This is a genomic window from Termitidicoccus mucosus (assembly GCF_038725785.1).
GTDB lineage: Bacteria > Verrucomicrobiota > Verrucomicrobiia > Opitutales > Opitutaceae > Termitidicoccus > Termitidicoccus mucosus.
This window is the reverse complement of record NZ_CP109796.1, coordinates 3,555,770-3,580,792: the sequence shown is the minus strand read 5'-3', so window position 1 is coordinate 3,580,792 and position 25,023 is coordinate 3,555,770. Positions and strand designations below refer to the sequence as shown.

The following is a 25,023-nucleotide window of genomic DNA, read 5'->3' as shown; positions in this document are numbered from 1 at the left end:
AGAACGTCCTGCACTTTTTCAAAAATGCCATGCAGCCTGCATCAATTATCATCCATCCCGGGCGGCCTTACCCGGGACAGTCCCCAACAATCGGCGCACTGCATATAAACACTCCGATCCTGGACGACTGTTTTAAATAAAGTACAATTGATCAAAAATACACGCAGCAGTCTGAGGAAAAGTCACACCCCAAAAATTTAATACAACTTATATCATTATGAACTCCCACATCATATCACCGCGCGTTAATCGCCCCTGTGGTTCCCCTCTCTTGTATGTTGGAGGGAAATCAAAGCTCCGCTCCTTGGCAGCGACCTTGGTTGTCGTCGCATCAGGCGTGGCCCTTTCCGGCGATACCTACGAACTCAGCGGCACCGGGCTTGGCTCCGCGAACAACCCGGCGCCCACGCAGCGGCTGCGCCGAAATGACTCGGTTGTGCTGGACGCGGGCAAAACCAGCAATCCCGACTTCATCCCATTCACGCCGTGGGTCGCGATTGATCCGACAATCATGGTCGCCATCCAACGCTCAAACGGCACCCTCAGCACCTACGCGGGGCGCGAGGACGGCGATCCGTCGGTTTACAGCCGCTTCAACCCATATGCGCGGTTGAATGAGTTGATCGGGAAGATGCCGTCGCTCGCCGAGCTGATGCCCTCGTTTTTCACCCAGAGCGACCGGGTGTATCTCTCGGGCCGAATCATCCAGGACAACACGGAGACGCCGCAGTGGATCAAAGATTATAGTGGCACCACGAACGGCTTCAATGTCTGGCCGATTTCCGTTTATTCATCCGACGCGCTGGACCCCACCAAGGATGTGCTGACGCCCCGGCTGGACATGCAGAACGCGGCCTGGGCCATCCTGACGCCCGCGCCGGGGACGCGGAATAAATTCATGGAGTATTTTAATGAATACAGTCCCCCGGCCATCGGCGGCACTTCGATGATCACCCTAGAGCACGTCATTTTCTACGGTGGCTACAGCACGGGCGATGGCGGCGCGCTCTCCCTCTATCGTTCCAACGGCAAAGGCATCGCAAACGAGACCGTTCGCGGTACGGTGCAGATCAAGGGCAACGTCGCTTTTGTCGCCAATATCGCCCGCAACAAGGGAGGGGCGATCTTGGGGGAGGAATCCATCCAGTTCGACGGCAACGCCTACTTCGTGGGCAACATGGCTGGCGCGCAGTATAACACGCAGCAGGGCGGCATCTTCATGTTCAACATCGCCGGCGGCAGTTCCTACGACGGCAGCGGCGGTGCCATGCGCGTCGGTACAGGCGGGCAGAACCTCATCTTTAACCGGGATGCGATCTTTATCGGCAACATGGCTTCCGCCGAGGGCGGTGCAATAACGGTTCACAATGGCTCCACCGTCCGGTTCAACGGGAGGACCATTTTCATGGGCAACATCGCGGGCCTCTACCCGCAGGCGACGAGCAGCCGCGGCGGTGGCAACGGCGGCGCCTATACCTATGGCGCCGACAACAACAAGACGGTTTTTAACGGGGAAAGCTATTTCGTCGCCAACCAGTCGAGCGGCTACGGCGGTGCCATTGCCGAGGCTTATTCTGACAACAAGGGCAACAACAGCTACTTTGATTTTTACGCGCCCGCGCTCTTCACGGACAACGTGTCCGGGTTCAGGCCGGATTGGGAGTTGATCTACAGCAGCATGGATGCCGACGCCAGCTTCGTCCCGCCGGTCAACATCACGTCCGGGACCGGTGTGATGTCGGAAAAACTCGAGGAGGGCGTGCCCGTGAATATATGGTACGGGGAAACCACCACCGGTGTGTTCTCGGGCACCAACACCGTGACCGGCCTGAGCGACTACGGTGCCAAGGTGCGCGGCGGCGGCGCGATCCACACCTACGGCTCGTATCTGGTCTTTCGCGAGGGCGCGCCGGCGGCCTTCCTGCGCAACAGCACGAACGGCAACGGCGGCGCCCTAGACATCATGTTGAACAATAATAACGCCTCGAACCCCATGCAGTATTTTGGCGCGATGTTCTTTGCCGACGCCACGTTTACGGGCAATGCCGCCGATGTGAATGGCGGCGCCATTCAGGCGGGCCATTACGGCGCGGCACGGTCCGACACTTGGGTTTGGGACAAGGCCAGCATGACCTCCACCGCCCTGTACTTCGGCAAGGCCGGGGCCGGCTCCATGCTGACCATGCACGGAAACATCGCCTACTCCAAGGACCCCGTGAAGGCGGGGGACGGCGTCCGGGTGAACGATGTACCCCTGTGGGGCGGCGGCGCCGCGTTCGCAACCGGCGGGTTTTACGTCGAGTCCCTGTATTCCTTCTGGCACAATCAGGCGAAAGGCAGCGGCGGCGCCCTCCTCATCGGCTCCGGCGCGCCGCCGGCGACCGTGCAGACGCGCTATGGCACGCCGTGGTCGCTGGTGCTGAACCCGCTGGACTGGAAGCCCGCGGGCACCTACTCGACGGCGGGCGACTGGGGCCTGCTCAAGGACAACGTGGCGATGAAGGACGGCGGTGCCATCGGCTCCTATGACGGCGCCAAGCTCCTCATCGGCTCCGGCGCGAAATTCATCGACAACTACGCAGGCGGCGAGGGTGGCGCCATCGCCATCGGCTTGGTTTCCACCGCGACCCATGCCAGCATTTTGAGTAACGCGCCGCAACTCAACCTGAACGCGCGGGTGGCCGACATCCTTTTCAAGGGCAATCGCGCGGGCGTCACCATCTACGAAACCGGGACGGTCACGGTGACCGGGTCGGACGGGTTGCCCGTGGACGAGGTGGTGGACTTGGTGGATTTCAACAAAATCCTCGACCCGACCCGAACCAACGACGGCGGCATCAGCGCTGACGGCTACCTGCGGCTGGACCCGCACTCGGGCCGGGCCAACGACATTTATGTGGGCGCCGGAGCGGTCACCGGCCTGAGCCCTATCGCCGGCGTCATCAACCTCGACGCCTATGCGGGGATGCAAATTTACATGGACGGCGGCATCGAGATGGATCACACGGGAAAAAACCTGCTGGTCAATATCAACACGATCCAAGACAGCGCGCGGATGACCTATAGCACCACGACCACGGGCACGACGGCCGACGCGAATGGCACAACCGTGACCTCGTCCACCAACGGCACGACTGTGGTCGAAACCACGGTCACCGTCGCGTCCGGCACAAAGACGACCGTGGTCAGGACCACGAGCGACCGCGTGTCCATCGGCGATGCCGCGACGGCGCCCCAGATTCTGGCCAACACCACGCCGACCGGCTTGGTCTGGCTGGAGAACGCCAGCGCGGACATCGAGGGCGTCACCACCGTCGGCCACGGCACGCTGCGCATTTCCGGCACGGGCTCCGATCTGCATTGGGGCTCCGCCGCGAACGTGAGCCAGGCCGGAACGTTGTTTGACCTGAAAGGCCCCGCCACGCTGGAGGCCAACGCCACCATCAACGCCGAGACCATCACCATCGGCGACGGCGCCACCCTGCGCGTGCTCGGCGGCGGCGCGCTGACGTTGAACGCGGGCACGGGCGGCGTCACCCTAGGGGCGGCGGCCGGGCTCCACCTGGCCGGCAACGGGCGGCTGAACCTCGGCCTGACCACGCTCGCTTCCGGCCAGATCGTCTCAATTTCTGTGGGTGATGTCATCACCAGCCACACCGCCGCGCAAACCCTCACCCTGGCCAAGGACGCGACCACGCTCGCGGACATCACCCTGAACAACGCCGCCTTGGCGGTCGGCCTCTTTGCCGGCAGCACGAGCGACAAAATCGTGGCTGATGACATCACCCTCTCGGGCTCGACTGACATCAGCCTGACTTCGTTGGCTCAAGGGGCGTTTGTCATCGCGGACGCGGCGGGAGCGCTCAACGACACTGCCTCGTATTGGTTTGATTACAAAGGCACCGACTTGGGATCCTTTGGCACGCGCCTGACCATTGGTGCGTCAGCGATGGGCAACGACCTCACGCTAAATTATTCCACCAGCAACTTGGTTCTGGACTGGAACGACGCCGGAGGCAGCAATTCGTGGACATCGGTCAGCGGCAACATGACGAATGGCGACTCTGACTACGTCCTCGGCGACGTGGTCCGTTTTGCTGGCGCAGGGGAAACCGTGTCCGTGGACGAAAACGTCGGCGTGGCCGGCATGACGGTTGACGGCAACTATACATTTGCCGGTGCCCACGGCATCACCACCGAGGCCGATGCCTGGGGCGGCAGCGCGGAGGCGGCGGCCGACGGACGCCTGACCATGAGCGGAACTGGCAAAATCCTGACCCTCGCCAATGCGACGGGCCTAGGCCAGCGCAACGAATTCACCGGTGGCATCCTCATCACCGGAGGCACGGTCGCCGCGGGCACCGCGGCGCAGTTGGGTGCGGCGTTGAGCAAGATCGAGTTTGCTAACACGACGGACAACGGTGCCGCCCTGCTCGTCACCGGGCAGATGGTTTTGGATGGGGCGCAAAGCCTCGATTCGCAACGCCTCGACGTCGCGGCGGGCAACATCGCGACCCTCGCGACCAGCGACGCCAGCCAGCTCGCCGTGCTCAACAACGCCACCGGTGCGGACGCGGGCGGCGTGTTCCATGTCGACGCGGGCGCGACCCTCAATCTCAAGGCGGATGGCGACATGCTCTTCCTGAACAACACGTCGGGCGCGGGCGGCGGTGCGCTTGCCCTCGAAGCCGGGGCCGAGGTCAATGTGGATGTCGCCGACGGCAGGACGGTGATGTTTGGCCTCCAAGGCGACCGCGCGCTCCGCACCGCGGCCAACATCAGCGCGGCGGACTCCATCTCCGGCGCGGCGGATTCAGTCATCAACAAAAACGGCGCGGGCATCCTTTCAATCAATTCCGACAGCTCGGATTTCGCGGGTACGTTGAATGTGAACACCGGCGCTACACTGCTCGGCGAAGGCTCTGTGTTCGGCTCCGCGGCCAGCAAGGTCAACGTGGGCGCCGGTGCCCTGCTCGGCGGTGCGGCCACCATCGGCGGTGACCTCGCCGTGAATGGCGGCCGGCTGTCCATCGACGGCGGCGCCACCTTCGGGCGTATGGCGGCGACCGCAAACGATTACGGGGCTCAGACGCTCACGATCGCCGGCGATCTTAACTTGAACTCGGCCACCCTGATTTACAACGCCGTGCTCAGCAAGAGCAATGAATACAGCACCGACGTGGTCAGTGTCGGCGGAGCGGCAGACCTCACGGGTATCACGACTTTGGATTTTAACCGTATGGGCAACGGCATTACGACGCTTATTCAGACCGCCTCGACTGGCTATATCTCACTGTCCGGAAACACCAGCTCGGTGGACAGTGGCACCCTCAGCATTGGCAATAGCGGCACGACTCTGGTGTCCGACAGGTTTGTAACGGCCACGGATTTCGTGATAACCAAAGGTGGCATCGCGGTTGATGAAACGCGTTACCAGACACAGGTCGGATATGAGCTTGCCGGCTCCGCTATCATTGTCACCGGCAGTAAGATAGATGATACTACCGGCGATTGGATTACTGTCACTTCTACTCTGACTTATGCCAAGGATGCTTCGGGGAAATTTACGGAAACCATTACGGGGACCGTCACAGGGACCAACCCAAGCCTGACACGGAACATGGATGCATTCCCATCCAGCTTGGGTGATCTTTCATCCATCCTTGGTGAAGGGCTCACTCTCGTCAGCCAGACCAATTTCTACGACACGACCAAGCTCCAACTAGACTCCACGGTCGTAAATGCCCGGCTTTACTGGACTGGCGAAAGTGGCGCGGCATGGAATACCATGCTCGAAAACTGGCATATACCCGTTGCCTCTGACAAAACGTTTGCCGACGGGGACAGCGTGGTCTTCGGCGCCAAGAATGACAGCGGGAACCTTTACGATGCCGGCAACGAGGCCAACCGGAACATCGCCGTCGATTTGAGTGGCGTCTGGGTCGCGGACATGACGTTTACCGGCACCAGCAACTGGACAATCAGAGGCGGCAAAATCACAACCAATGCCGGCGCCAATAATTACAAGGACTCGGACGGCAGGGACCTGAGCACCGGCCAGTTTCTCCTCGACGCCAACTTCACGGGCACCGTTTTTCTCGCCAACGAGAGCATCAACTTCAACGGCATCTTCGTGACCGACGAAGCCGGGGTCACGGCGAAATCGCCGGATGTCGCGATCAAGAACGGCACCCTTGAGGCCACCGCCTTGGGGTTGGGCGAAAACCTGATCCAGAACGACAGTCTGCTGGTGTTCAACCAAATCAGGAACGACACGTTCAAAGGGCGGGTTTCCGGGACCGGAAACGTCATTCAAATCCAGACGGGTTCCGCTGGCGGCGTCATTCTGAATGACACCGGCTTCGTCGCCGCCTCCAACTACGACCTCCAGTCCGGCCAGTTGCAGGTGTCCAGCAGCACTGGGCTGACCGTCGCGGATACGCTGCTCGTGCGGCCGGGGGCGCAGCTTCTCGTGACTTCCCACTTGGTCGCCGGCACGCTTGTCAATAACGGCCTGCTGGCAAGGACGCCGGTAATCGGCGACGCGCAGAAGCCGCCGTCCGAATTGAGGGACTCCGAGCACAACCGGGACCCCGGCGTCGGCGACACCAGCATCTACGTGCAAGGCAATTATCAAAGCGACGGCGGCGTCCTGCTGTTGCACACCTACCGCGACGGGGCGCTGGTCAACAACGTGACCGTCAGCGGTAATTCGAGCGGCACGACCCACGTGATCCTCAGAAATGTCGCGTCACTGGACACGGCCTCGTCCGTCACGAATGTCGTCGGCACCGGCACCTATTTCCGCCCGGACGGACGGGCCGACTCCATCAACCCGATCATATCCCCGAAGCGCGATTCGCTCATCTTCGCCACCTCAGGAGGGTCGCGAAACCTGAAACTGGTCATGGATGACAATGACTGGGACCAGAGCATCCTTCCGACCGCCACGATCGGCTCCATCGTCCCCTTCGCCACGGTGACGACCGGCACCTATGATGTGATCACCACCACCACGGTGACCACCGTCATGGTGAGCGGGACCATCGTGAGCAGCAGCAGCGCCTCCACCACGACGAGAAGCGGCACCCTTTCGACGGCGACCAAGAACGACCACCTTTTCAATCTGGACGGCTCCATCGCCTCCCTCGTGGCCAGCAGCACCCGCATCCTCGGGATCAGCGGCACGGTCACAACCAGCGGCACCGTCGAGACGAGCGGCACCCTCGTCATAACGGACGTCATCGACGTGGCGAGCACCGCCTTCATCACTGACAGCAGCATCACCTACGGCCAGAGCGAGATCGACTACTCGGAGTCGCGGGACAACTACAAGCTCGTCCAGGGCAAGAACGGCAATTGGTATTTCCGCAACATCAACGTGGGTATTCAGGATGTTGACCTCCCGATGATCGGCGCTGCACCCGCCGTGGCCGACATGGTGGGCTGGAACGGCATCAAGGCTGTTCACCAGCATATCAACGCTCGCCACGACGCGCTCGAAAAGGGTTGGAATCTCTGGAGCAACCTCACACACACCACCGAGCGCGTCCGCAAGGAATACTACAACGGCACCCGCATCAAACAGGAGCATATCCAGGTGGGCGCCGACTATGCCTTCGCCAAGGATGAGGTTGGCAAATTCAGCCGCGTTCCCTCCATCAGCGTCGGCGGTGCCTACTCCCTCACAGCCATTCGCGCCGAGCGTCCGGACCAATCCAGCTTGGAGGCGAATGTCAGCGCCTTCACTGGTTATGCCTCCGCCCGCTGGTGGCGCTTGTATCTCGACGCGCTGGTCGAATACAGCCCTGACACCAAATACAAGGCCGAGATCGACGGCAACGTTCCGTTTGACTTGGACGGCACGGTCAAGGGCTCGCGCACTGGCGCGTCCGCCGAACTGGGTGTCATCATTACCCCGGAAGGACTCGGGCAGTTAGAAATCTACACCTCCGCCGGGATGCAGAAGCATGACTTCAGTTCGGTCTCCAGCATCGCTGAGCCCGCGCACCTGACCACAACCGACGGCTACAACCCGATCTACGATCCCGCCTCCTCAAACGGGCGCAGGTATCACTTCGACGCCCCCTCCACCACCAAGATTGAGCTTGGGTTCCGCTGGGGCTCGCACCTCGAGCTAAACGAAACTTGGGCCTTTCGTCCATGGGGAGGTGCTGCCACCGGTCGCGTCTCGGGTAATGATTACCTGATTTGGGTGGACGATCACAATGTGAACAATGACATGAACGGCAGCTATTTTACCGTTCAGGGCGGTGTGGCCGCGATTTTCAGGAGGAACCTCCAGCTTTACCTCACCTATGGGTTCACCGGGGGCAAGGCCACCAACAACTACTCCCTCGCGACGGGTGTGAACTACCACTGGTAAACCCACGCCCGACGGCCACCGAAGACCACAACCCTCAAACCGGCAAAATTTATGAACACCAACACCCATTCCCCAATGAAATTAGGAGCGCGGGCATTCCTGCCCGCGACAGCCACGCGGACAGGAATGTCCACGCTCTTGGCAGGCATCGTCCTCGGCCTGTTGTGTGCATGTACGGCGTTCGCCCAGCAGGCGGCTACCGGCGCGATTTACGGACGCGTTTACGACGCCGACAGCAGCCGCTACATGCCCAGCGCGGATGTCGCCGTGGAGGGTGCCACCCTCGCGACCGTTTCCGAGCAGGGTGGCTTCTATATCCTCAACAACGTCCCGGTTGGCGAGGTGACGGTGGCGGCCAGCTACGCCGGCTATGTCACCGAGCGGAAAACCGTCACGGTGACGCCGGGTGGTCAGGTCACCGCCGACTTCGAGCTGCGCCTCACGCCCACCGGCCCGGTCACGCCCGGCGTGAAGGGAGACCAAAAGGAGGACAAGGTGATTATATTGGAAGGCCTCACTGTCACCACGAACCGCTCCGGCAACGCCCGCGCCTTCATGGAGCAGAAAAATAGCATGACCATGTCCACGGTGCTGGCCGCGGACAGCTTCGGCACCGTGCCAAACGGCAACATCGCCGAGTTTCTCCGCCAAGCGCCCGGCATCAGCGTGCTGGAGGACGACGTGACCGGCGAGGCCAGCGAAATCAGCCTCGGCGGCATGGATCCACAATACACCGGCGTCTATATGGATGGCGCGCGCATGGCCAGCGGCGCGAAAGGCGGCTTCGATGATAACTCCCGCACCTTCCAGTTCGACCAGATCTCGATCAATGGCATCGAAAGCATCGAGATTCGCCGCACGGTGAGCGCCGATATGGAGGGCGACGCCCCGGCCGGCGGCATCAGCATGAAATCCAAGAGCGCCTTCGACCGCAAGGAGGCCGTCCTGCGCTACAACGTCTTTCTCACCACCAATTCCGACAACATGGACTTCAAGCGCACCCCCGGCGCCGACGACGGGAAAAGCTTCAAACTCCAGCCCGGCTTCAGCTTGGCTTACTCGACCCCGTTCAACAGCAATAAAATGGGGCTTATGATCGAGGCCAGTGCCCAGACGGATTTCCGCGAAAACAACCGGGGCACCATCGAGATCGATGAACGCTCCTGGGTGGTGGGAAATCCCTTTGTGACCAGGATGACCTATCGGAATTCGCAAACCCAGAGCGAGCGCGCCAAGGCCAGCGTCCGTTTCGACTGGAAAATCAGCCCTTATGCCAAATCCTCCATCCGGCTCGAACATGAAATGAGGGAAACCACCTCGTTCAACCGGACGGTCGCCTTCCGAGCTGGCGAACCGGGCAAAAAAGGCAACACGTCCGACGAAAGCAGCCTCCTCCTGTGGATGGCGGATGAAACCAGCAGCGGAACCCGGGTCGAGACTTCGCAATCGGCCACCCACGGCACCAGCAACACCGACACCATCACCGGTACCTTCGATTGGAAACGCTATCGCTTCCAATTCAATGCCGTCGCCATGTGGTCCTACGCGGTGGGCAAAAACAAGCCTTCCAATGGCAAATGGTTTCCGCAAATCAACTTTATGAGCACGGGCGGCGAGGGAGGCAGCGCCACCGTCCTCTGGGGGCAGCGCACCGACACGAGAGAGATGGACTGGTCCTTCTACCGTGGTGACCGGCTCACCTTGACGCCCAACGAAACCTATGTGGCGGAATTGGGGGACATTGGCTTTTACGGGCAAAACGGAACGTCAGCCATAACGGATCCCCTGCCCACCAACAACAAACAGACCATCCCCACCGTGAAAGCCGACCTGCGCTGGGACGCCCCGACCAAGTTCCCCTTCTGGCTCAAGACGGGCTTCAATGGCCGGCAGAGTAAATACAACGCTTGGCAGCCCACCGACAGCGGCGGCGCCGCCTTGGCCAATCATTATCAGTATGTCGGTTCCAATCTGCTCAATGGAGTGGGAACCGGCGGCGGCAGCAGTTCGTCCAGCTACGACGCTCTTGGTAGCGCAAATAATCCCGACGTCCCCTCTCTTTCCTCGGCCTATTTCCTGTCTCCCTACCACTTCGATCCCCGTTTTGGCGGGAATATCGCCAGTCTGAACATCCCCGTAGTAAACCAGACACGGCTTTATCAGGAATTCCAGCGGTATGGCGCGTATGTGGCGCCTAATCCTCTCACGGGTGACCCGGGCAATCCCAACGGGAGGTTTTATCAAACCTCGGCTGACAGGTTAAACGAACGCATCGCGGGCTACACCGGACGGCGCGACCTTTCCGAAACCATCTTCGCGGGCTATCTCATGGGCGAAGTGCGGCCTTGGGCGGGATGGGTTTTCCAGGCGGGCTACCGTTATGAATACACCGACCAAACAGCCCGCACCCTGATTCCCCGCACCAAGGCGCAGGCGCTCAACGATCTCGGCATCAGCGGCGCGGAGGCCGAAAACACCACCACGTTTGTTGATTATCTGTATAAAAACGGCCAGCGCGTGAAAACCACGAATTCCTATTCGTTCTGGCTGCCCAGCGCCGCTATGAAATATGATTTCACCCCCAACCTGACCGCCCACTTGGGCTACAGCGAGGGCTTCGGGCGCGTCAGCGTGGAAAAACTCGCCGGCAACTGGAAGGTCAACGACTCGGGCCAAACCGCCACCGCCCCGAATCCGAACCTCACCCCGGACCACTTCAAGACCTACTCCGCAGCCGTGGAATATTATTTCGAACCCGCCGGCTCCTTCACCTTTACCTATTCCTACCGCCAGTGGGACGGCGCCACCTACACTACCCAGGAGGTGCCATCCGACCTCGACAACCCGGAAATGCGGGCGCTCATAGACCTGTATGGCCTGGACACCATCAACAGCTTCCTGGGCAGCCAATACACGATTTATACTTGGAAACCCGAAAGCGTCGACGCCCGGTCGATGCAGACGCTGGAGTTCGCCTACCGCCAGCGCATCCCCGCCATCCCCGGTCTGCAAATCGATGCCAATTTCACCAACATCATCCCGAACTGGAGGAAAACCGGCGCTTCGGCGGCCCCCAAGCTCGCCTCGGGCGGCCTCAGCTACACCAACCGGAGCCTCTACCTCCGCGTCAGCGGCAACTGGAGGGACCGTTATATTGTCAGTTGGAACGACTCCGAGGAGAACTACAACGGCAAACAGGGGCACCACGCCCGCTTCCTGCTTAACGCCGAGCTGACCTACCGTTTTTCCAAGGGCTTCTATCTATATGCCACGGCCAGCAACATCCTCAACTCGCCAAACAGCACCTATGTGTATTCCCCGGAAATCACCAGGGATGAAACCCTCAGCGGCGTGGATTTCCGCTTCGGCGTGAAGAATTATTTCTGATACCTGTTTATGGAAACAATGAACATTGATATCAAGAATCCTGCATAATTAAACTCAAAATATGAAAACCCATCCCAGCATCCTGTGCGCCCTGCTGTTTGCGCTCATGATAATCGCAACGAGCGCGACCACTGCGCAACCAACGACGCCGACCAAAGCCAATCCATTCGATAGCATCACCAACCGCGTGATGTATTCCGGCGACCCCGTGACGTTTGAAGATTGGTATTCCCTGTTCGAGGTTCACTTTACCAATCTGGAAAATTATGAATACGTGCAGACTGAGGGATGCACGATTCTTGAGGTTTACAACGTGTCAAAGAATCAGGAAATAGGTTTTTGTCCGTCTTGGGAAGCATATGGTTATGAGGAGGACCCGTATATGCCGGAGTATTGTGGCACGTATTTTGCAATGAGTCATATTTTTGTAACATATAACGCGAATAACGTTGCAGATGGCGATCTGCTAAGAATTAGGTTCAAGGTGCCAAACGACGCCGAATACGAAAGCCCGGTGTTTGAGCTTTACGCTCCTTATTCTTATACTGCATGCCTTATGGGAAGCCAGGAGTATTATTGGGATTAATCTATCATAAAAGCTACCTCTTCCGAGATCGATCCGTCATTCGGAACGTATAATAACGTGATAATCTGGAGGGGCGGCCTCCGTGTCGTCCGTTTCCGGGCGGGTAGACGGCACGGAGGCCGTCCCTCCACCAAAAGCGCCATGTCAGTTTGTATAGTATTTTCTCTCAACTTCGGTCCAAATGGTAGGGGGAGGCGTCCCTGCCGAGCCGCGACTCAGCCGGAGGCTTCGCCCTACCGTCGCTGCCGCGCCAATGTTAAATGAAAACACTATAAATGGCATCAAACCGACCGCGAAGCCTCCAAACGTCATCATGAAAGCAGTCGTTTCCCTGTCCTTGATTATGGCCATGCTTTTGGGCTCCGGCTGCATGATCTATACCGATCGTCCTGCGCATAGGACGATTTCCGGAGAGGTCGTTTCCGAGGCTGATGGGCAGGCCGTGCCCTTTGCCGTTTTGTGGTTCTACTCGGAACGAAGGCATCTCGGCATGGCAACCAATCACGGGATTGATGCCACTGCCTATGCGGACAAGGACGGTAAATTCACCCTCAGGGCGCGTCTCAATGAGAAGGTGACGGCGCTTGTTTACAAGGAGGGCCGGTATCAGTCGTATCAACTGCCGCCGTTTCCGGAGTCGAATATGATTGATGGCATAATCTGGAGCTTCAAGGCTGCCGACAATGGGCAGCCTTGATTCGCAAAGTTGAAGGCAGATGCGATATACAGCATCGTAGCGCAGGCATCCTTGCCTGCCGTCGTCAGATGATCGCGCGAAGCGCGGCACTTTTTAGGAAAAGAAAGAAGTAGCGGCGCTTTGCGCCATTGTTCTCGCCGGCAGGCAAGGATGGCTGCGCTACGGACGGCATCGCGGCCATTGCGATCATACCAATAAGCCTTTTTATTCTTGGAAAATCGAGGGAGCTTGGCACCCTGCCTGCGTCCAAGCCTCATGTCCTTGACCAGAGATAAACAAACGAGCCCATCCCCCGTTCCAAACGGCTCCGGTGCCATCCCGCGACGACACCTTCTTATCGCGACGGGCCTATTGTTTCTGGTTACACTGGCCGCATACCATAACACGTTTCACTTCCCCTTCATCTTTGATGATGTAATGTCCATACAGGACAACACGAGCATCCGGCAATGGGGCACGGCGCTTGCCCCGGACATGAAGAACGGCGAGACAGCCAGCGGGCGTCCGGTGCTCAACCTGAGCTTTGCGATCAATTACAAAATCAGCGGGACCGGCGTCTGGAGCTATCATACGGGCAATCTGCTCATTCATTGGCTGGCAGGACTCGCACTGCTCGGCATCGTGCGGCGCACCTTGCTGCTGCCGGGGTTGCGCGAGCGCTTCGGCGATTCCGCGTTCATGCTCGGCTGGCTGGCGGCGGCAATTTGGCTGGTGCATCCCCTGGCAACCGAGGCCGTGACCTACATGGTGCAGCGCGCGGAGTCATTGATGGCCCTGTTTTATTTGCTGACGCTATATGGTTTCATTCGCGCCGCTAGGGAGAAAATTACAAATTCTGAATTCCGATTGACGAATGAAGGAGGGGAAAAAGGACCGGATAGGGCACGGCGCGAAAGCGCCTCAATCGACAGTCGAAAACCGCAAATCGTAAATTACCTCTGGCTGGGCGTCTCTTGGCTTTCCTGTCTGGCCGGCATGGCCACGAAAGAGGTGATGGTGTCGGCGCCGGTGATGATCGTGCTTTATGACGCTGCGTTTGTCGCCGGATCGATCCGCGAAGCCTTGCGCCGCCGCTGGCGCTGGCATGCCGCCTATGCCCTCACCTGGATTCCGCTGGCGCTGCTGGTGGCCGGCGCCGGCGGTCGGGGCGGCACCGTCGGGTTCTCCGCGGATTCGGAAATCACATGGTGGCCCTATGCGCTGACTCAATGCTGGGCGTTCGTCCGTTATCTCTATCTGTCGTTTATTCCCCATCCCCTGGTGTTCGATTACGGCCTGTTTGTATATACCAAGGCAACGGAAGTATGGTGGCAGATGCTTTTGGTGCTGGTTTTTGTGGCGGCCTGTTTTTTGTTGTATTGGAAACGCCCCCGCGCCGGATGGCTTGGGTTGTTCTACCTCGCGGTGCTGGCCCCGACAACCACCGTGATCCCGGTGGCCACGCAAGTGGTCGCCGAGCACCGCATGTATCTTTCGCTGACCGCCGTGGTGGCTGCGGTAGTGCTGGCCGGTTATCATTTTCTTTCCCGTCGCGTTTTATGGGTCGGCATTCCGATCGTCGCACTCTTTGCGGTGATGACCTTTGACCGCAACAAGGTCTATGTCGATGACGACACCCTGTGGACGGATATCGTCCGGAAATATCCGGTCAGCGCGCGCGCAAACGGGAACTATGGCAATATGTTGGTCCGGCTCGGACGGGCCAGCGAGGGATTGCCTTTTTTGGAAAAAGCCGTGACCCTCCACCCCAGCCGTGGCGATCATTACAACAACCTCGGGCACGCTTACGCGACAATCGGCAATTACGAAGAGGCGATTTATTACTACGAGCAGGCCAACGGCAGGAAAGTGTCCCGTGAGGATGTTTTTTATACGAATTATTGCCAGGCGCTTTTGAAATTGAACCGTTTTGACGAGGCCATGACGGTGTGTCAGCGGCTTCTGGCGGCGGACCCCGGCAGCACCGCCGGGCTCGTCATCATGGGCAATGTCCATTTCGCCAAAAACAACCTTGCCGCCGCGGAGGAGTGCTTCAAAAAGGCATTGGCGGCTGATGACCGGAATCCCGAGGCATGGAACAACCGGGGTAATATCAAGGCGCGTGAAGGCGGCCAATTGGATGTGGCGCTGGAGTATTACAAAAAAGCCGCCGCGCTCGCCCCGGCGAGTGTCGACATTCAAGACAACGTTGCGCGCCTCCTCTCTCAATTGGGACGCTGGCAGGAGGCCATCCCTTATTTCGAGGCGGAGCTCGCGGCGGGGCCTCCCGATGATGTGCAGGCGCGCCTAGGCTATGCCGATGCGTTGTATGGGGTGAAGCGTTATGCCGAGGCCGCCGCACAATATAAACTTTGTCTGGAAAAAGACCCCGAGAAACAGCGCCATGTCGGCGGGCGGGCGGCCGCGCTCATGGCCCAGGGGGACACGCAGGCGGCGCATCTGCTGGCACAGGCGATGGTGGACGCCGTTCCCGGCAATCCCGCGAACCGGTTTCTGCTCGCCAACATCCTTGTCGCGCTGGAGCGCAGCGGGGAAAGCCTGCCGCATTATGAAGAAGCCTTGCGCGCCGATCCCTCGCGCGCGAGCGTCCGTTATAACTACGCCGTCGCGCTCACGCAATGCGGACGCCATACCGAGGCCATCGTGCAATACGAGGAAGCGTTGAAAAGAGCCCCCGACCAGGCGGTCATCCATCTCGGCTACGCCATTGCGCTCGAAAAACTCGGTCGCATCCAGGACGCATTGGCGCAAGCTCGGGAAGCGCTGCGATTGCAGCCGGGGTTGCAGGAGGCGCGGCAAAATCTGGAGCGGCTCTCACGCCTTGAGGCCAAATAAGAGGTTTTTTAACCACAAATGGACTTGGAGCGGCGCAGCCGTAACCGAAGAAATGAATAGCCGCAAAAAGGCACAACGAGTTTGCGAGTGGCCTGATAAAAAGAAACAGGAGGGCACTTCCATTTTTGTGCTTTTTGGCGCTTCTTTGCGGCCATTCAAAATATCCTTGGGATTAACTTGGCGGTAAATCCTCCGTGAATCCGGCCAATCAGGGATGCCCTGATGGTTTTTGGAGGAAAACCCGCTAACATCGGTGATCGTATGCAGCTTTCCGCGAATGACATTTCGATCGGGGTCACGATGTATCGGCGGCTCGATTTTCTCGAGCAGGCGCTCGCGTCGGCGGTCAACCAGACCGTGCCGGTGCGCGTGCTGCTGCACGACGACGGCTGCCTCGACCGGCGGGCGCTCGACCGCATGCTCGCGAAGTTCGGCGGGCGCGTGGAGTATCATCGCAACGAGGCCAATGTGCGCCAGTTCGGCAACATGAACCTCGCCATCCGCCGCAGCCCGACGCCGTGGATCTCGGTGCTGCACGACGACGACATGCTCGCGCCGGATTTCGTCGAGCGCATCCTGGAGGTCGCGCCGGAGGTGGACTCGTGCGCGCTTTTCTGCGGCGCGACGACTTTTGTTTCACGCGACGGCGAGCCCTTTTTCCATAAAAACGAATGCCCGCCCGGCGCGCGCTGGCGCATGGTGCCGTTGCGGGAGTTTGCGGCGAAAAACCAGTTCGCGTTTCCGGGGCAGTTGATGCACCGGGAAACCGCGCTCGCGCTCGGCGGGTTTCCGCAAAACTCGGTTTACTCGGGCGACTGGGACATGTGGTTCCGGCTCGCGCTGGCCGGCGGGGCGGCGCAGCTCGCCGCCACGCTGAGCTTCTACCGCTCGCACGAAAGCGACGGGCGTTACACCAGCGAATCGAACCGCAGCGGGCGCAAGGCCGCCTGCTGCGCGATGCAGGTGAAGCGCAACCTGGCCCGCCTGCGCGCGAGCGGCCAGTCCGTCGAGTTTGACCGCGCCGAGTGGCTTGAGAAATACGGTCCGCTTTATCGCGAGCTTCTGCTCAACGCGCCGCGCATGCCGCGCTGGCTGCTGCGTTACAACCGCCGCATCCTCCTGCGCACGCGTCCGGCCACGCACAGCGCCCGGATGCTGCATTGGATGTCGCGCCTGCTGGGAAATTCCGGGATGCGGCTTGCCGGGCGCGCGCACCTGCTGCGCGGCCGCTTGGGCATGAGGATGCCGCAGACGTTCTAGTTCTACTTTGTTAAACTGGTGTTACGCGAGGCAGGGTGGGGCGGGTGGCACGGGCGACCCCGCCCGTGGGCGGCGCTCCGCGCCGCAAACCCCGGGCACATGGGCGAGACGCCCATGCCACGCAATCCCTCGGCCCGTTCGCGTAACCTCAGTTTAACAAAGTAGAACTAGGCGTTTTGGGGAAACACAAACATGCAAAAACTCACGCAGAGGCGAAATGACATGGGGTCTTTGTGCTCTCTGCGGTTAATTAAAATAAAACCGATAAATTAATCACGGATTGCACGGAGGGACACGGATACAACCAACGGTTTTCCGAGTCTTTTTCTCATCCGTGATAATCCTTGAAATCCATGGTTAAATAAAACGAACCATTTATCTCACACCAAGGCACAAAGACACAAAGGAATGAATTATAATGGCACACTTCCCGGCACTTTGTGCCTTCGTGCCTTGGTGTGAGATAAACCGAACCATTATTTGAACAGAAGGAGACGGACTCACTCGATGCGGCCTTCGTCGAAGTCGATCAGGTCCGGCACGCTTTTGATTTCCCCGGCACGGTCGGCGCAGCCCATCGCGGTGAGCGCCTCGCGCAGAAAATCCTGGCCGGCGGGCGTCATGCCTTTTTGCACGAGGTCGCGGTTCCATTTTGCGGCGCGCACATCGGCGGGAAAAAGCGCGAGCAGGCGGCGGTCGATCTCCGCGTCGTCGGCGGAGGTGTGCACGATTTCCTCCACGGCGGAGGGATCGACGCCGAGGTGCAGCGAAAGAAAGCGGTCGAGCCCGCGTTTGTAGTTTTTCGCGTAACTGGGCGGCAGGGAGCCGTGCGCCTTGGTGTATTTGCACTTCGCGATGAAGCGCGGGAGGTAAAGCAGCCCGGTCGCCGCGTGCGGCAGGTAAGGGGAGGGCAGGCAGGCGAGCACTTCGCCGGTGGAGCCGGGAATGGGTTTGGAACGCATGTGATGGATGAACCGCGAAACGCGCGAAATGTCGCGAAAAATTTTCAGCCGCGAAACCGCCGGCGCAAGGTAGCCGGAAGACACAGCATGCCAGACGTGAAATGAATTTCGACTTTTGGAGGGCCGGGCTCCCGCGAGGCCATCGTGGAAAAACATTGCGTCACACCGCGACGGCCTCGCGGGAGCCCGGCCCTCCACCAAAAAATCTGAGTTCCATTCATAAATGGTATCATGCCATTTTCGAACCAGTTATAGACTTATCAAGGTAGGGCGAAGCCTCCGTGCTGAGCCGCGGCTCGGCGGGGGCGCCTCGCCCTGCCTAATAAAATTCAGTTCAATAAATGGTATCAGATCATCGGATACTAATGTGCCAGGCCGTTGCCATTCCTGGGCGGGAAGGGCTGCCGGGCGGGTTCCTCGCCGGGCGCGGCCTCGCGGGCGAGGGCGACAAGCTCGTCGATCAGCAGCGTCGGGTCCTCCTCGTAACGCACGGCGGTGAACTGGTTCTTATACGCGGCGTAACTCGCGGGATCGGCCATCCAGCGGTCGATGATTTCGGTGAACTCGTTTGCGTCGCGGATGAGGCCGCTGCCGGCTCCGTTCCTGAAAAATTTCAGGGTGAGCCGCTCCTGCGGCATGATGCCGCCGAAGGCGTTGAAGATGATCGGACAGCAATAATGCAGGGCCTTGGCGCAGGTGGTGGTGCCGCCGCGCGTGACGATGGCGTCGCTGCATTGCATGAGCAGGTGCACGTCCTCGGAGTAACCTTCGATATGGCAGGAGAACTCCGGATGGCGCGTGCGCCAGTGGACAAGCTGGTTGTAAATCTCGCGATTGCGTCCGCAGATGATGATGGCCTGGCAGCGGCCGGCGTGGCGCACGAGCGAGGGCAGGAGCGCGAAGTGATTGTTGGCGCCATTGGTGCCGGTGGCGAGAAAGACGGTGAACCGGTCGGGACGCAGGCGAAGCTTGCGTTTGAGGTGGTGGAGCCGCTGGCCGGCATCCATCTGCTCGAGATGCGCGCGCGGGCTCATGAGGTGCCCGCGCACGCGGGCGCGTTCCGGCGGAATGCCGTGCCTGACGGCGTAGTCGCGGGCGGTGGCGGTGCGCGAGATGTAGAGATCAACGGAGGGTTCGAGCCAGTTCGCGCTGTAGCCCCAGCCGCCGGAGAACTCGCCGCAATAGGTGGCGCAGCGGACGTTTTGCGCGCCGAGGATTTTGCGGGCGCGCTGGAAGTAGCCGCGGTTCAGGCAATCGTGCACGCTGAAGACGAGGTGCGGGCGGAACTCCGCGAGCGCGCGGTCGTAATAGCCGCGCCCGATCACGACACTGCGGCGGTTGAGGAAGCGCAGCCCCTCGACGGCGGTGTAGAAGGCGGTGTGCAGCGCGGGCAGGCGGCGCTGGATCCAGTTGTAGAAGTTCACGCCGCCGCGGTTGATCACGGAGGATTTTTCGAGCATCTGCTCGATGCGCACCTCGATGTCGTGGTCGTAGAGCGCGAAGCACCACTCGGCAAAGGCATTGGCGCGGGAATCGTGGCCGCCGCCGGTGCTTGAGGTGAGGACAAGGATGCGGAGCCTGGCCACGGTCAGGCGGCTCCGAAATAACGCGCCAGGACGGCCCGGCGCAGGCGGGCCGGCATCATGCGCGTGGCCAGGGGCGCAAGGCGCGCCTGGAAAAATGAACCCGAGCGGACAATGCCGGGACGCCCGCGCAGAAGCGCGCGGCGGAGGTCGCGCGCGGCGCGTTCGGGCGGCGGCGATGCCCGGAGATTTTTCTCGAGCGCATCCCAGGCGCGGGACAGGCGGGGATGCGGGACGCGGAGCGGCGGCGCGCCGGGTTCCGGTCCGTGGGTCGCGGCGATGTTTGTGTTGTCAGGCATGGGTGGATTGGGTGGCGAAGAGGACGGGGTGGCTTGGCGGGCGGCGGCCTCGGCTTGGATGACCTCGTTGAAGGCGGTGCGGTAGTCGCCGGGCCGGAAATCCATGACGACGACGGGGGTGCCCCGGGTTTCAAAAATCAGGCTTTCGCTGAGCGCGGAGAGCCCGGCCTTGGCGATGTTGTAGCCGGCCATGAAGGGCAGCGGAAACTCGGCGGCGAGCGAGGAGACATTGACGAGGCAGCCGCGGCCCCGCGCCATCATGCCGCGCAGCGCGGCATGGGCGAGGCGGGCGGTATGGGTGAGCATGGCGTCGAGCTGGGTTTGCCAGACGGCGAAATCCCGCGTCCCGGCAAAGGGCGAGAAGCGGCCGAAGCCGGCGTTGTTGATGACGAGGTCGAAACCGGGCGCGGCGCCGGAGTCGCCGGCGGCGGCTTGCGCCGCGGCGCGGGCGTAGGCGGTTTCGGCGGCGGTGCCGTCGGCCAGGTCGAGCGCGACGGGGGTGAAGGCGGGATGGGCGGCGAGCGATGCGAGGCGGGCGGTGTCGCGCGACGTGCCCCACACGCGCGCGCCCTCGGCGAGGAGCATCTCCGCGAACGCACGGCCGAGCCCGGACGAGGCGCCGGTGACGAAGGCGGTGCGATAGCGGGTCGAGAGCGGCGGCGGCATTTTTTATATAATGAGAAACTTGACCGCGGAGGGTCGCGGGGGGAATTTTTTGTATTATTATTTCCGTATGTTCCGTGGGCAATTCACTGGTTCGTTTTTTTGGGACAGGATTACAGGATTTTTCAGGATTAACAGGATTGGGTTTTAATCATGATAATCCTGAAAAATACTGTAATCCTGCTAAAAAATAATGGTTCGGTTTATTTAAACCGCGAAAACCGCGAAAAGGCAGGGATCGCTTTCGCGTGGTTTGGCGTTTTTCGTGGTTCAGAATATTGGTTCGGTTTTATTGGACAGAAGGAAACAAAGGGAGCGAAGAATACCTTTTATGATCATTGTTTTTTTGGTCATCTTTGTTTCCTTCTGTTCAAAATACTGGTTCGGTTTTATTCATCCGCGGTCAGGATTTTTTCAGCACGATGGCCACGTTCGCCCCGCCGAAGCCGCTGCTATTGTTCAGGACGCGGGTGATTTGTTTTTCCAGGGTTTCGCGCGGGATGTTGAGGTCGGCGCAGGCGGGGTCGAGTTGCGTGATGTGCGCGGAGCCGGGGACAAAACCGTCGCGGAGCGCGAGGGCGCAGATGCCGGTCTCCAGCGCGCCGGCAAGCGAGAGGCCGTGGCCGGTGAGCGCCTTGGTGCTGCTCACGAGCGGGCGCGCGCCGGAGGGGCCGAACACGGCGCGCAGGGCGTGCGCCTCGGAGATGTCGCCGATGGGCGTGGAGGTGGCGTGGGCGTTGACGTAGTCGATGGCGGCGGGCTCGAGCGCGGCGGAGCGCAGGGCGCGCGTCATCGCGGCGGCGAGGCCGTGGCCTTCGGGATGGGAGATGGCGACGTTGTGGCCGTCGGAAGCCTGGCCCCAGCCGGCGACTTCGCAATAGGGGCGCGCGCCGCGCCGCGCCGCCTCGTCCTCGCTTTCGAGCACGACGACGGCCGCGCCGCCGGTGCCGACGAAGCCGTCGCGCGCGGCATCGAAGGGGCGCGAGGCGAGGGCGGGGTCGGTCTGGAGCGAGAGGGCGCGCATGCCGGCAAAGGGCAGGATGCTGTCGGTGTTGCCGTCCTCGGCGCCGACGACAAACATGCGTTTCTGGCGGCCGAGCGCGATTTCGTCGCGGGCGAAGCCGAGCGCGTGCGAGGAGGAGGCGCAGGCCGAGGAGAAGCCGGTGGAGGCGCCTTTGATTCTGAATTGCGCGACGAGGTTGAAATTCACCGTGCCGGAGATGGCGGCGACGATGCCCATGGGCGAGCAGCGCATGACGCCTTGGTCATGCATTTTGTTGAGGAGGTGCCCGAAGAGGTGCGGGGAGCCGCCCGAGGCGGCGTAGAGGCCGGTGTCCTCGTTGGAGATGTCGTCCTCGGCGAGGCGCGCGTCCTCAATGGCCTGGCGCATGGCGCACCAGGCGTAGAAGGCGTTGGGGCCCATGCTGCGGAGCACCTCGCGGCGCACGCGGTAGCACTCGGGATAGGTCCAGTCCTCGGGGTCGGGCGAGTCGGTGTCGAAGTCCTTCACGGGCGCGGCGATTTTCACCGGGCAGTCCGCTTTCTGGAAGGGCGGATACACGACCATGCCGTGGCGGAGTTCGCGCAGGCTTTGGGTGACGGCGGCGGCATCGTTGCCGATGCTGGTGATAAAGCCGAGGCCGGTGATGAAGACTTTGGGCATGAAGGGAGATTTGGATTTTCGATTGATGGAGCTGCCGTTTCAAATGCGTAACGGCGCGGTGACGCCCATTTGAAAATCGAGAATCGAAAATCCCGAAAAATAATTTTTCAGCTGTTCGCGGGGGCCGTGGCCGCGGAATCCGTGGTTTCGAGCGCGGTCGCAGTGGTGTTTTCGACGGGCGCCGTGCCGGCGGCGGGTGCGCCGGCGTATCCAAACGTCAGCGTGATTTCCTCGACCACGACGGCTTTTTCCTGGCCGACGCGGATCTGGCCCTCGAACGTCGCCAGCGGCATTTTTGCGCGCTTCGGTTTCACGGAGAGTGAAAGCAGATCGCCGGGCCGGCAGATCCGGTGGCAGCGCACGCCTTCGCATGAAGTAAAATAAATCGTAGCCGGATCGACCGCGAGGCCGTCTTCGGAAGGGATGATCCCCTCGACAAGCGCGAGCACGGCGAGCTGGCCCAGCGCCTCAAGCATCATGGATGCGGGCATGACGGGGTTGCCCTTGAAGTGGCCCTGGAGGAAGAACTCGTCGCCGGTGATCTTGTATTTCCCCTCCGCGCCCGAGGCGCCGACGGACGCTTCGTTGAGAAACAAAAACGGCGGCTGCATCGGCATGACGGCGGCGATCTGCTCGATGGGCAGGAAACGCGCCGGGGCCGGCGGCGGCACGCCGCGGAGCTTGCAATCAATAAACACTTTTACTTCCCCGATGCTGCGCAGGTTGCGCAACTCGTCGTTATTGATCTGCACCTGCAGGACCTCCTCCACCAGAATCACGATTTCCATCATCGTGAGCGAGTCGATGCCGAGATCGTCGATGAGGCGCACGTCGTCCGCGCCGCCCTTGAGTTTCGAACGCAAATCGGGCTCCACAAACCGCTCCACGATGCCGATAACAATGGCTGGCACAAACGCCGGATCGCGCGTGACCCGGAAGGCCAGCGCCGCCTCGACCGTAACGGGCGAGCAGCGTTTCAAGGATTCGCGCAACGCCGCTTCGTCATTTTCCTGCGTTTGGGTGGGCAATGGCGGGGTGGTGCCAGCGGTGTTCTTGGAAGAATCGTCTTTGGACGGGTTGTTGTTGGCGGAATCGGTCATCGTAAAAAAATATGTAGGAATATAAATAAATTGTGATTAAATGCAAGACAATGATTCATTCTCATCCCTGTCACGGAGCACTATGACGGTCAGCATCATATCCGGGTTTCTTATTATAAGAAGCATCATCATGCATTACAGTACCGAAGGAACGGATCTCCCTCTGTGTGGACAGTAAGGCAATGATTCTTGTGGTTCCAACCATCACACAGGCCATGATTCTAATTCCAACTATAGGATAAGGCGTCTGATAAAAAAGTCTCATAATCCAAAAGCAAGAATCCTTCATTTCTTTTTTCCATGAGTTTTTGACTTTTCTACAGGTTGCTCATTCTCAACATTTTTGACATAAAAAACTGTCATCACACGCATCAAGATGTCTGAAAAACCACACGCGGAACCGATTATCCTGATCACACATGAATTTTATCCGAAACGTGGCGGCATCGCGACGTTTGCGGAGGAGATCGCCTGCGCCGCCGCCCGCCTTGGCCACGATGTCGAGGTCTGGGCGCAAGCCGCTCCGCTCGATCAGGAGAAGCCTTGGCCGTTCAAGATACGGCGCCTGACGCTCAAGGGCACGCATGATCTCGGTTGTCAGGTCCGTCTCGGCATCGAGCTCATCCGCGAGCGCCGCCGGCTGCGCCATGCCACCGTGTATATGCCCGAGCCGGGGCCATTGCTGGCGATGATGTATTTGCAATTCATAAGCGCCTTCCGCCCCCGCCGCCTCGTGCTCACGGTGCATGGCTCGGAGATCCTTCGCTTCCATCGTCATCCGATCATCCGTCCGCTGGCGCGACGGCTCATCGACCATGCTTCCAAGGTGAGCGTGCTGACACGTTTCACGCGCGACCTGCTCTGCCTGCGTTTCCCCAATGCCCGGAGGAAAACCATTCTCACGCCCGGCGCGCTCCGGGTGGGCCTGTCAAACACTGACCATGTCCCCGCGCCGCCGTCGATTCTTCCCCCAAAAAACGGCCGCGCCGTCATCCTCACCGTCGGGCGGCTGCATCCGCGCAAAGGCCAGCATCACACGCTTCGCGCCCTGGAGATGCTGCCCCCGGAGTTGCACCAGAAAGTCGAATACTGGCTTGTCGGCACGCGCGGCCGCGGTGCTTTCGAAAAGCAGCTCCGCGCCACCGCCGCGCATGCGCCGTTCCCCGTGCACTTCCTGGGCAACATTCCCAACCATGAGCTCGGCGCGGTTTACCGCCGGGCGGACATCTTCGCGATGACGAGCATCAACCACGGCATGAGTGTGGAAGGTTTCGGGCTCGTTTACCTGGAGGCCTCCGCCCACGGCCTGCCCGTGGTCGCGCATCAGGTCGGCGGCGTGCCCGAGGCGGTGATCGACGGCGCCACCGGCCTGCTCGCGCCGCCCGACGAACCCGACCGTCTCGTCGCGGCCTTCGAAAGGCTCATTCGCGAGCCCGCTTTGCGCCGGCGCCTCGGCGACGCCGGACGCGACTGGGCGCGCCGCAACACATGGGACGAGTCCGCGCGGCTGTTATTTTCATTGCCGCATGCCGCGCCCGCGCCGCGGGCCGAATCCGCCATCGCGGCCGTCGATCCGGCGTTTGGCCACGCGTGAGCAGGCCG

The 25,023-nt window shown here is 60.6% G+C and carries 13 protein-coding genes; 7 read left to right on the top strand and 6 right to left on the bottom strand.

Annotation, left to right across the window (positions count from 1 at the left end):
* Window positions 1–304: 304 nt before the first annotated feature.
* The 4 genes from OH491_RS12515 (at window position 305) to OH491_RS12500 (ending at window position 13,056) form a co-directional block, all read left to right on the top strand.
* On the top strand, window positions 305–8,386 hold the full coding sequence (locus OH491_RS12515; RefSeq protein ID WP_145928857.1) for a hypothetical protein: 8,082 nt from the start codon (window positions 305–307) through the stop codon (window positions 8,384–8,386).
* 51 nt (window positions 8,387–8,437) lie between these two features.
* Window positions 8,438–11,773 carry a TonB-dependent receptor gene (locus tag OH491_RS12510; RefSeq protein WP_084442285.1) on the top strand — a complete coding sequence of 1,112 codons (3,336 nt, stop codon included), beginning with the start codon at window positions 8,438–8,440 and terminating at the stop codon, window positions 11,771–11,773.
* 61 nt (window positions 11,774–11,834) lie between these two features.
* Window positions 11,835–12,359 (top strand): hypothetical protein, encoded by a 525-nt coding sequence (locus OH491_RS12505; protein ID WP_068770964.1) that lies wholly within the window; start codon window positions 11,835–11,837, stop codon window positions 12,357–12,359.
* Between the two features lie 313 nt (window positions 12,360–12,672).
* Entirely contained in the window at window positions 12,673–13,056 is a 384-nt protein-coding gene (locus OH491_RS12500) for a hypothetical protein (RefSeq protein ID WP_145928858.1), read from the top strand.
* Window positions 13,057–13,120: 64 nt separating this feature from the next.
* Here OH491_RS12500 and OH491_RS12495 read toward each other — a convergent pair whose 3' ends face one another.
* Window positions 13,121–13,246, bottom strand: coding sequence for a hypothetical protein (locus tag OH491_RS12495; protein WP_334319411.1), 126 nt, complete (start codon window positions 13,244–13,246; stop codon window positions 13,121–13,123).
* Window positions 13,247–13,473: 227 nt separating this feature from the next.
* Between OH491_RS12495 and OH491_RS12490 the strand changes: the two genes are divergently transcribed.
* Window positions 13,474–15,891, top strand: a complete 2,418-nt coding sequence (locus tag OH491_RS12490) for a tetratricopeptide repeat protein (protein WP_068770966.1) — start codon at window positions 13,474–13,476, stop codon at window positions 15,889–15,891.
* 261 nt (window positions 15,892–16,152) lie between these two features.
* Entirely contained in the window at window positions 16,153–17,151 is a 999-nt protein-coding gene (locus tag OH491_RS12485) for a glycosyltransferase family 2 protein (RefSeq protein ID WP_068770967.1), read from the top strand.
* 500 nt (window positions 17,152–17,651) lie between these two features.
* Here OH491_RS12485 and OH491_RS12480 read toward each other — a convergent pair whose 3' ends face one another.
* From OH491_RS12480 to OH491_RS12460, 5 genes are all read right to left on the bottom strand, one after another.
* A complete protein-coding gene (locus OH491_RS12480) occupies window positions 17,652–18,113 on the bottom strand; it encodes a DUF5069 domain-containing protein (protein WP_068771176.1) in 462 nt (153 codons plus the stop codon).
* 362 nt (window positions 18,114–18,475) lie between these two features.
* Window positions 18,476–19,699 (bottom strand): glycosyltransferase, encoded by a 1,224-nt coding sequence (locus OH491_RS12475; protein WP_068770968.1) that lies wholly within the window; start codon window positions 19,697–19,699, stop codon window positions 18,476–18,478.
* 2 nt (window positions 19,700–19,701) lie between these two features.
* Window positions 19,702–20,661, bottom strand: coding sequence for an SDR family NAD(P)-dependent oxidoreductase (locus tag OH491_RS12470; RefSeq protein WP_068770969.1), 960 nt, complete (start codon window positions 20,659–20,661; stop codon window positions 19,702–19,704).
* Window positions 20,662–21,061: 400 nt separating this feature from the next.
* Window positions 21,062–22,321: a beta-ketoacyl-[acyl-carrier-protein] synthase family protein gene (locus tag OH491_RS12465; protein WP_068770970.1), complete on the bottom strand. Its 1,260-nt coding sequence runs from the start codon at window positions 22,319–22,321 to the stop codon at window positions 21,062–21,064.
* Window positions 22,322–22,428: 107 nt separating this feature from the next.
* The gene (locus OH491_RS12460) at window positions 22,429–23,421 is read right to left on the bottom strand and encodes a phosphopantetheine-binding protein (RefSeq protein WP_068770971.1); all 993 of its coding nucleotides are present in this window, start codon (window positions 23,419–23,421) and stop codon (window positions 22,429–22,431) included.
* A 376-nt stretch (window positions 23,422–23,797) separates the two neighbouring features.
* Between OH491_RS12460 and OH491_RS12455 the strand changes: the two genes are divergently transcribed.
* The gene (locus OH491_RS12455) at window positions 23,798–25,015 is read left to right on the top strand and encodes a glycosyltransferase family 4 protein (RefSeq protein ID WP_068770972.1); all 1,218 of its coding nucleotides are present in this window, start codon (window positions 23,798–23,800) and stop codon (window positions 25,013–25,015) included.
* The last annotated feature ends 8 nt before the right edge of the window (window positions 25,016–25,023 follow it).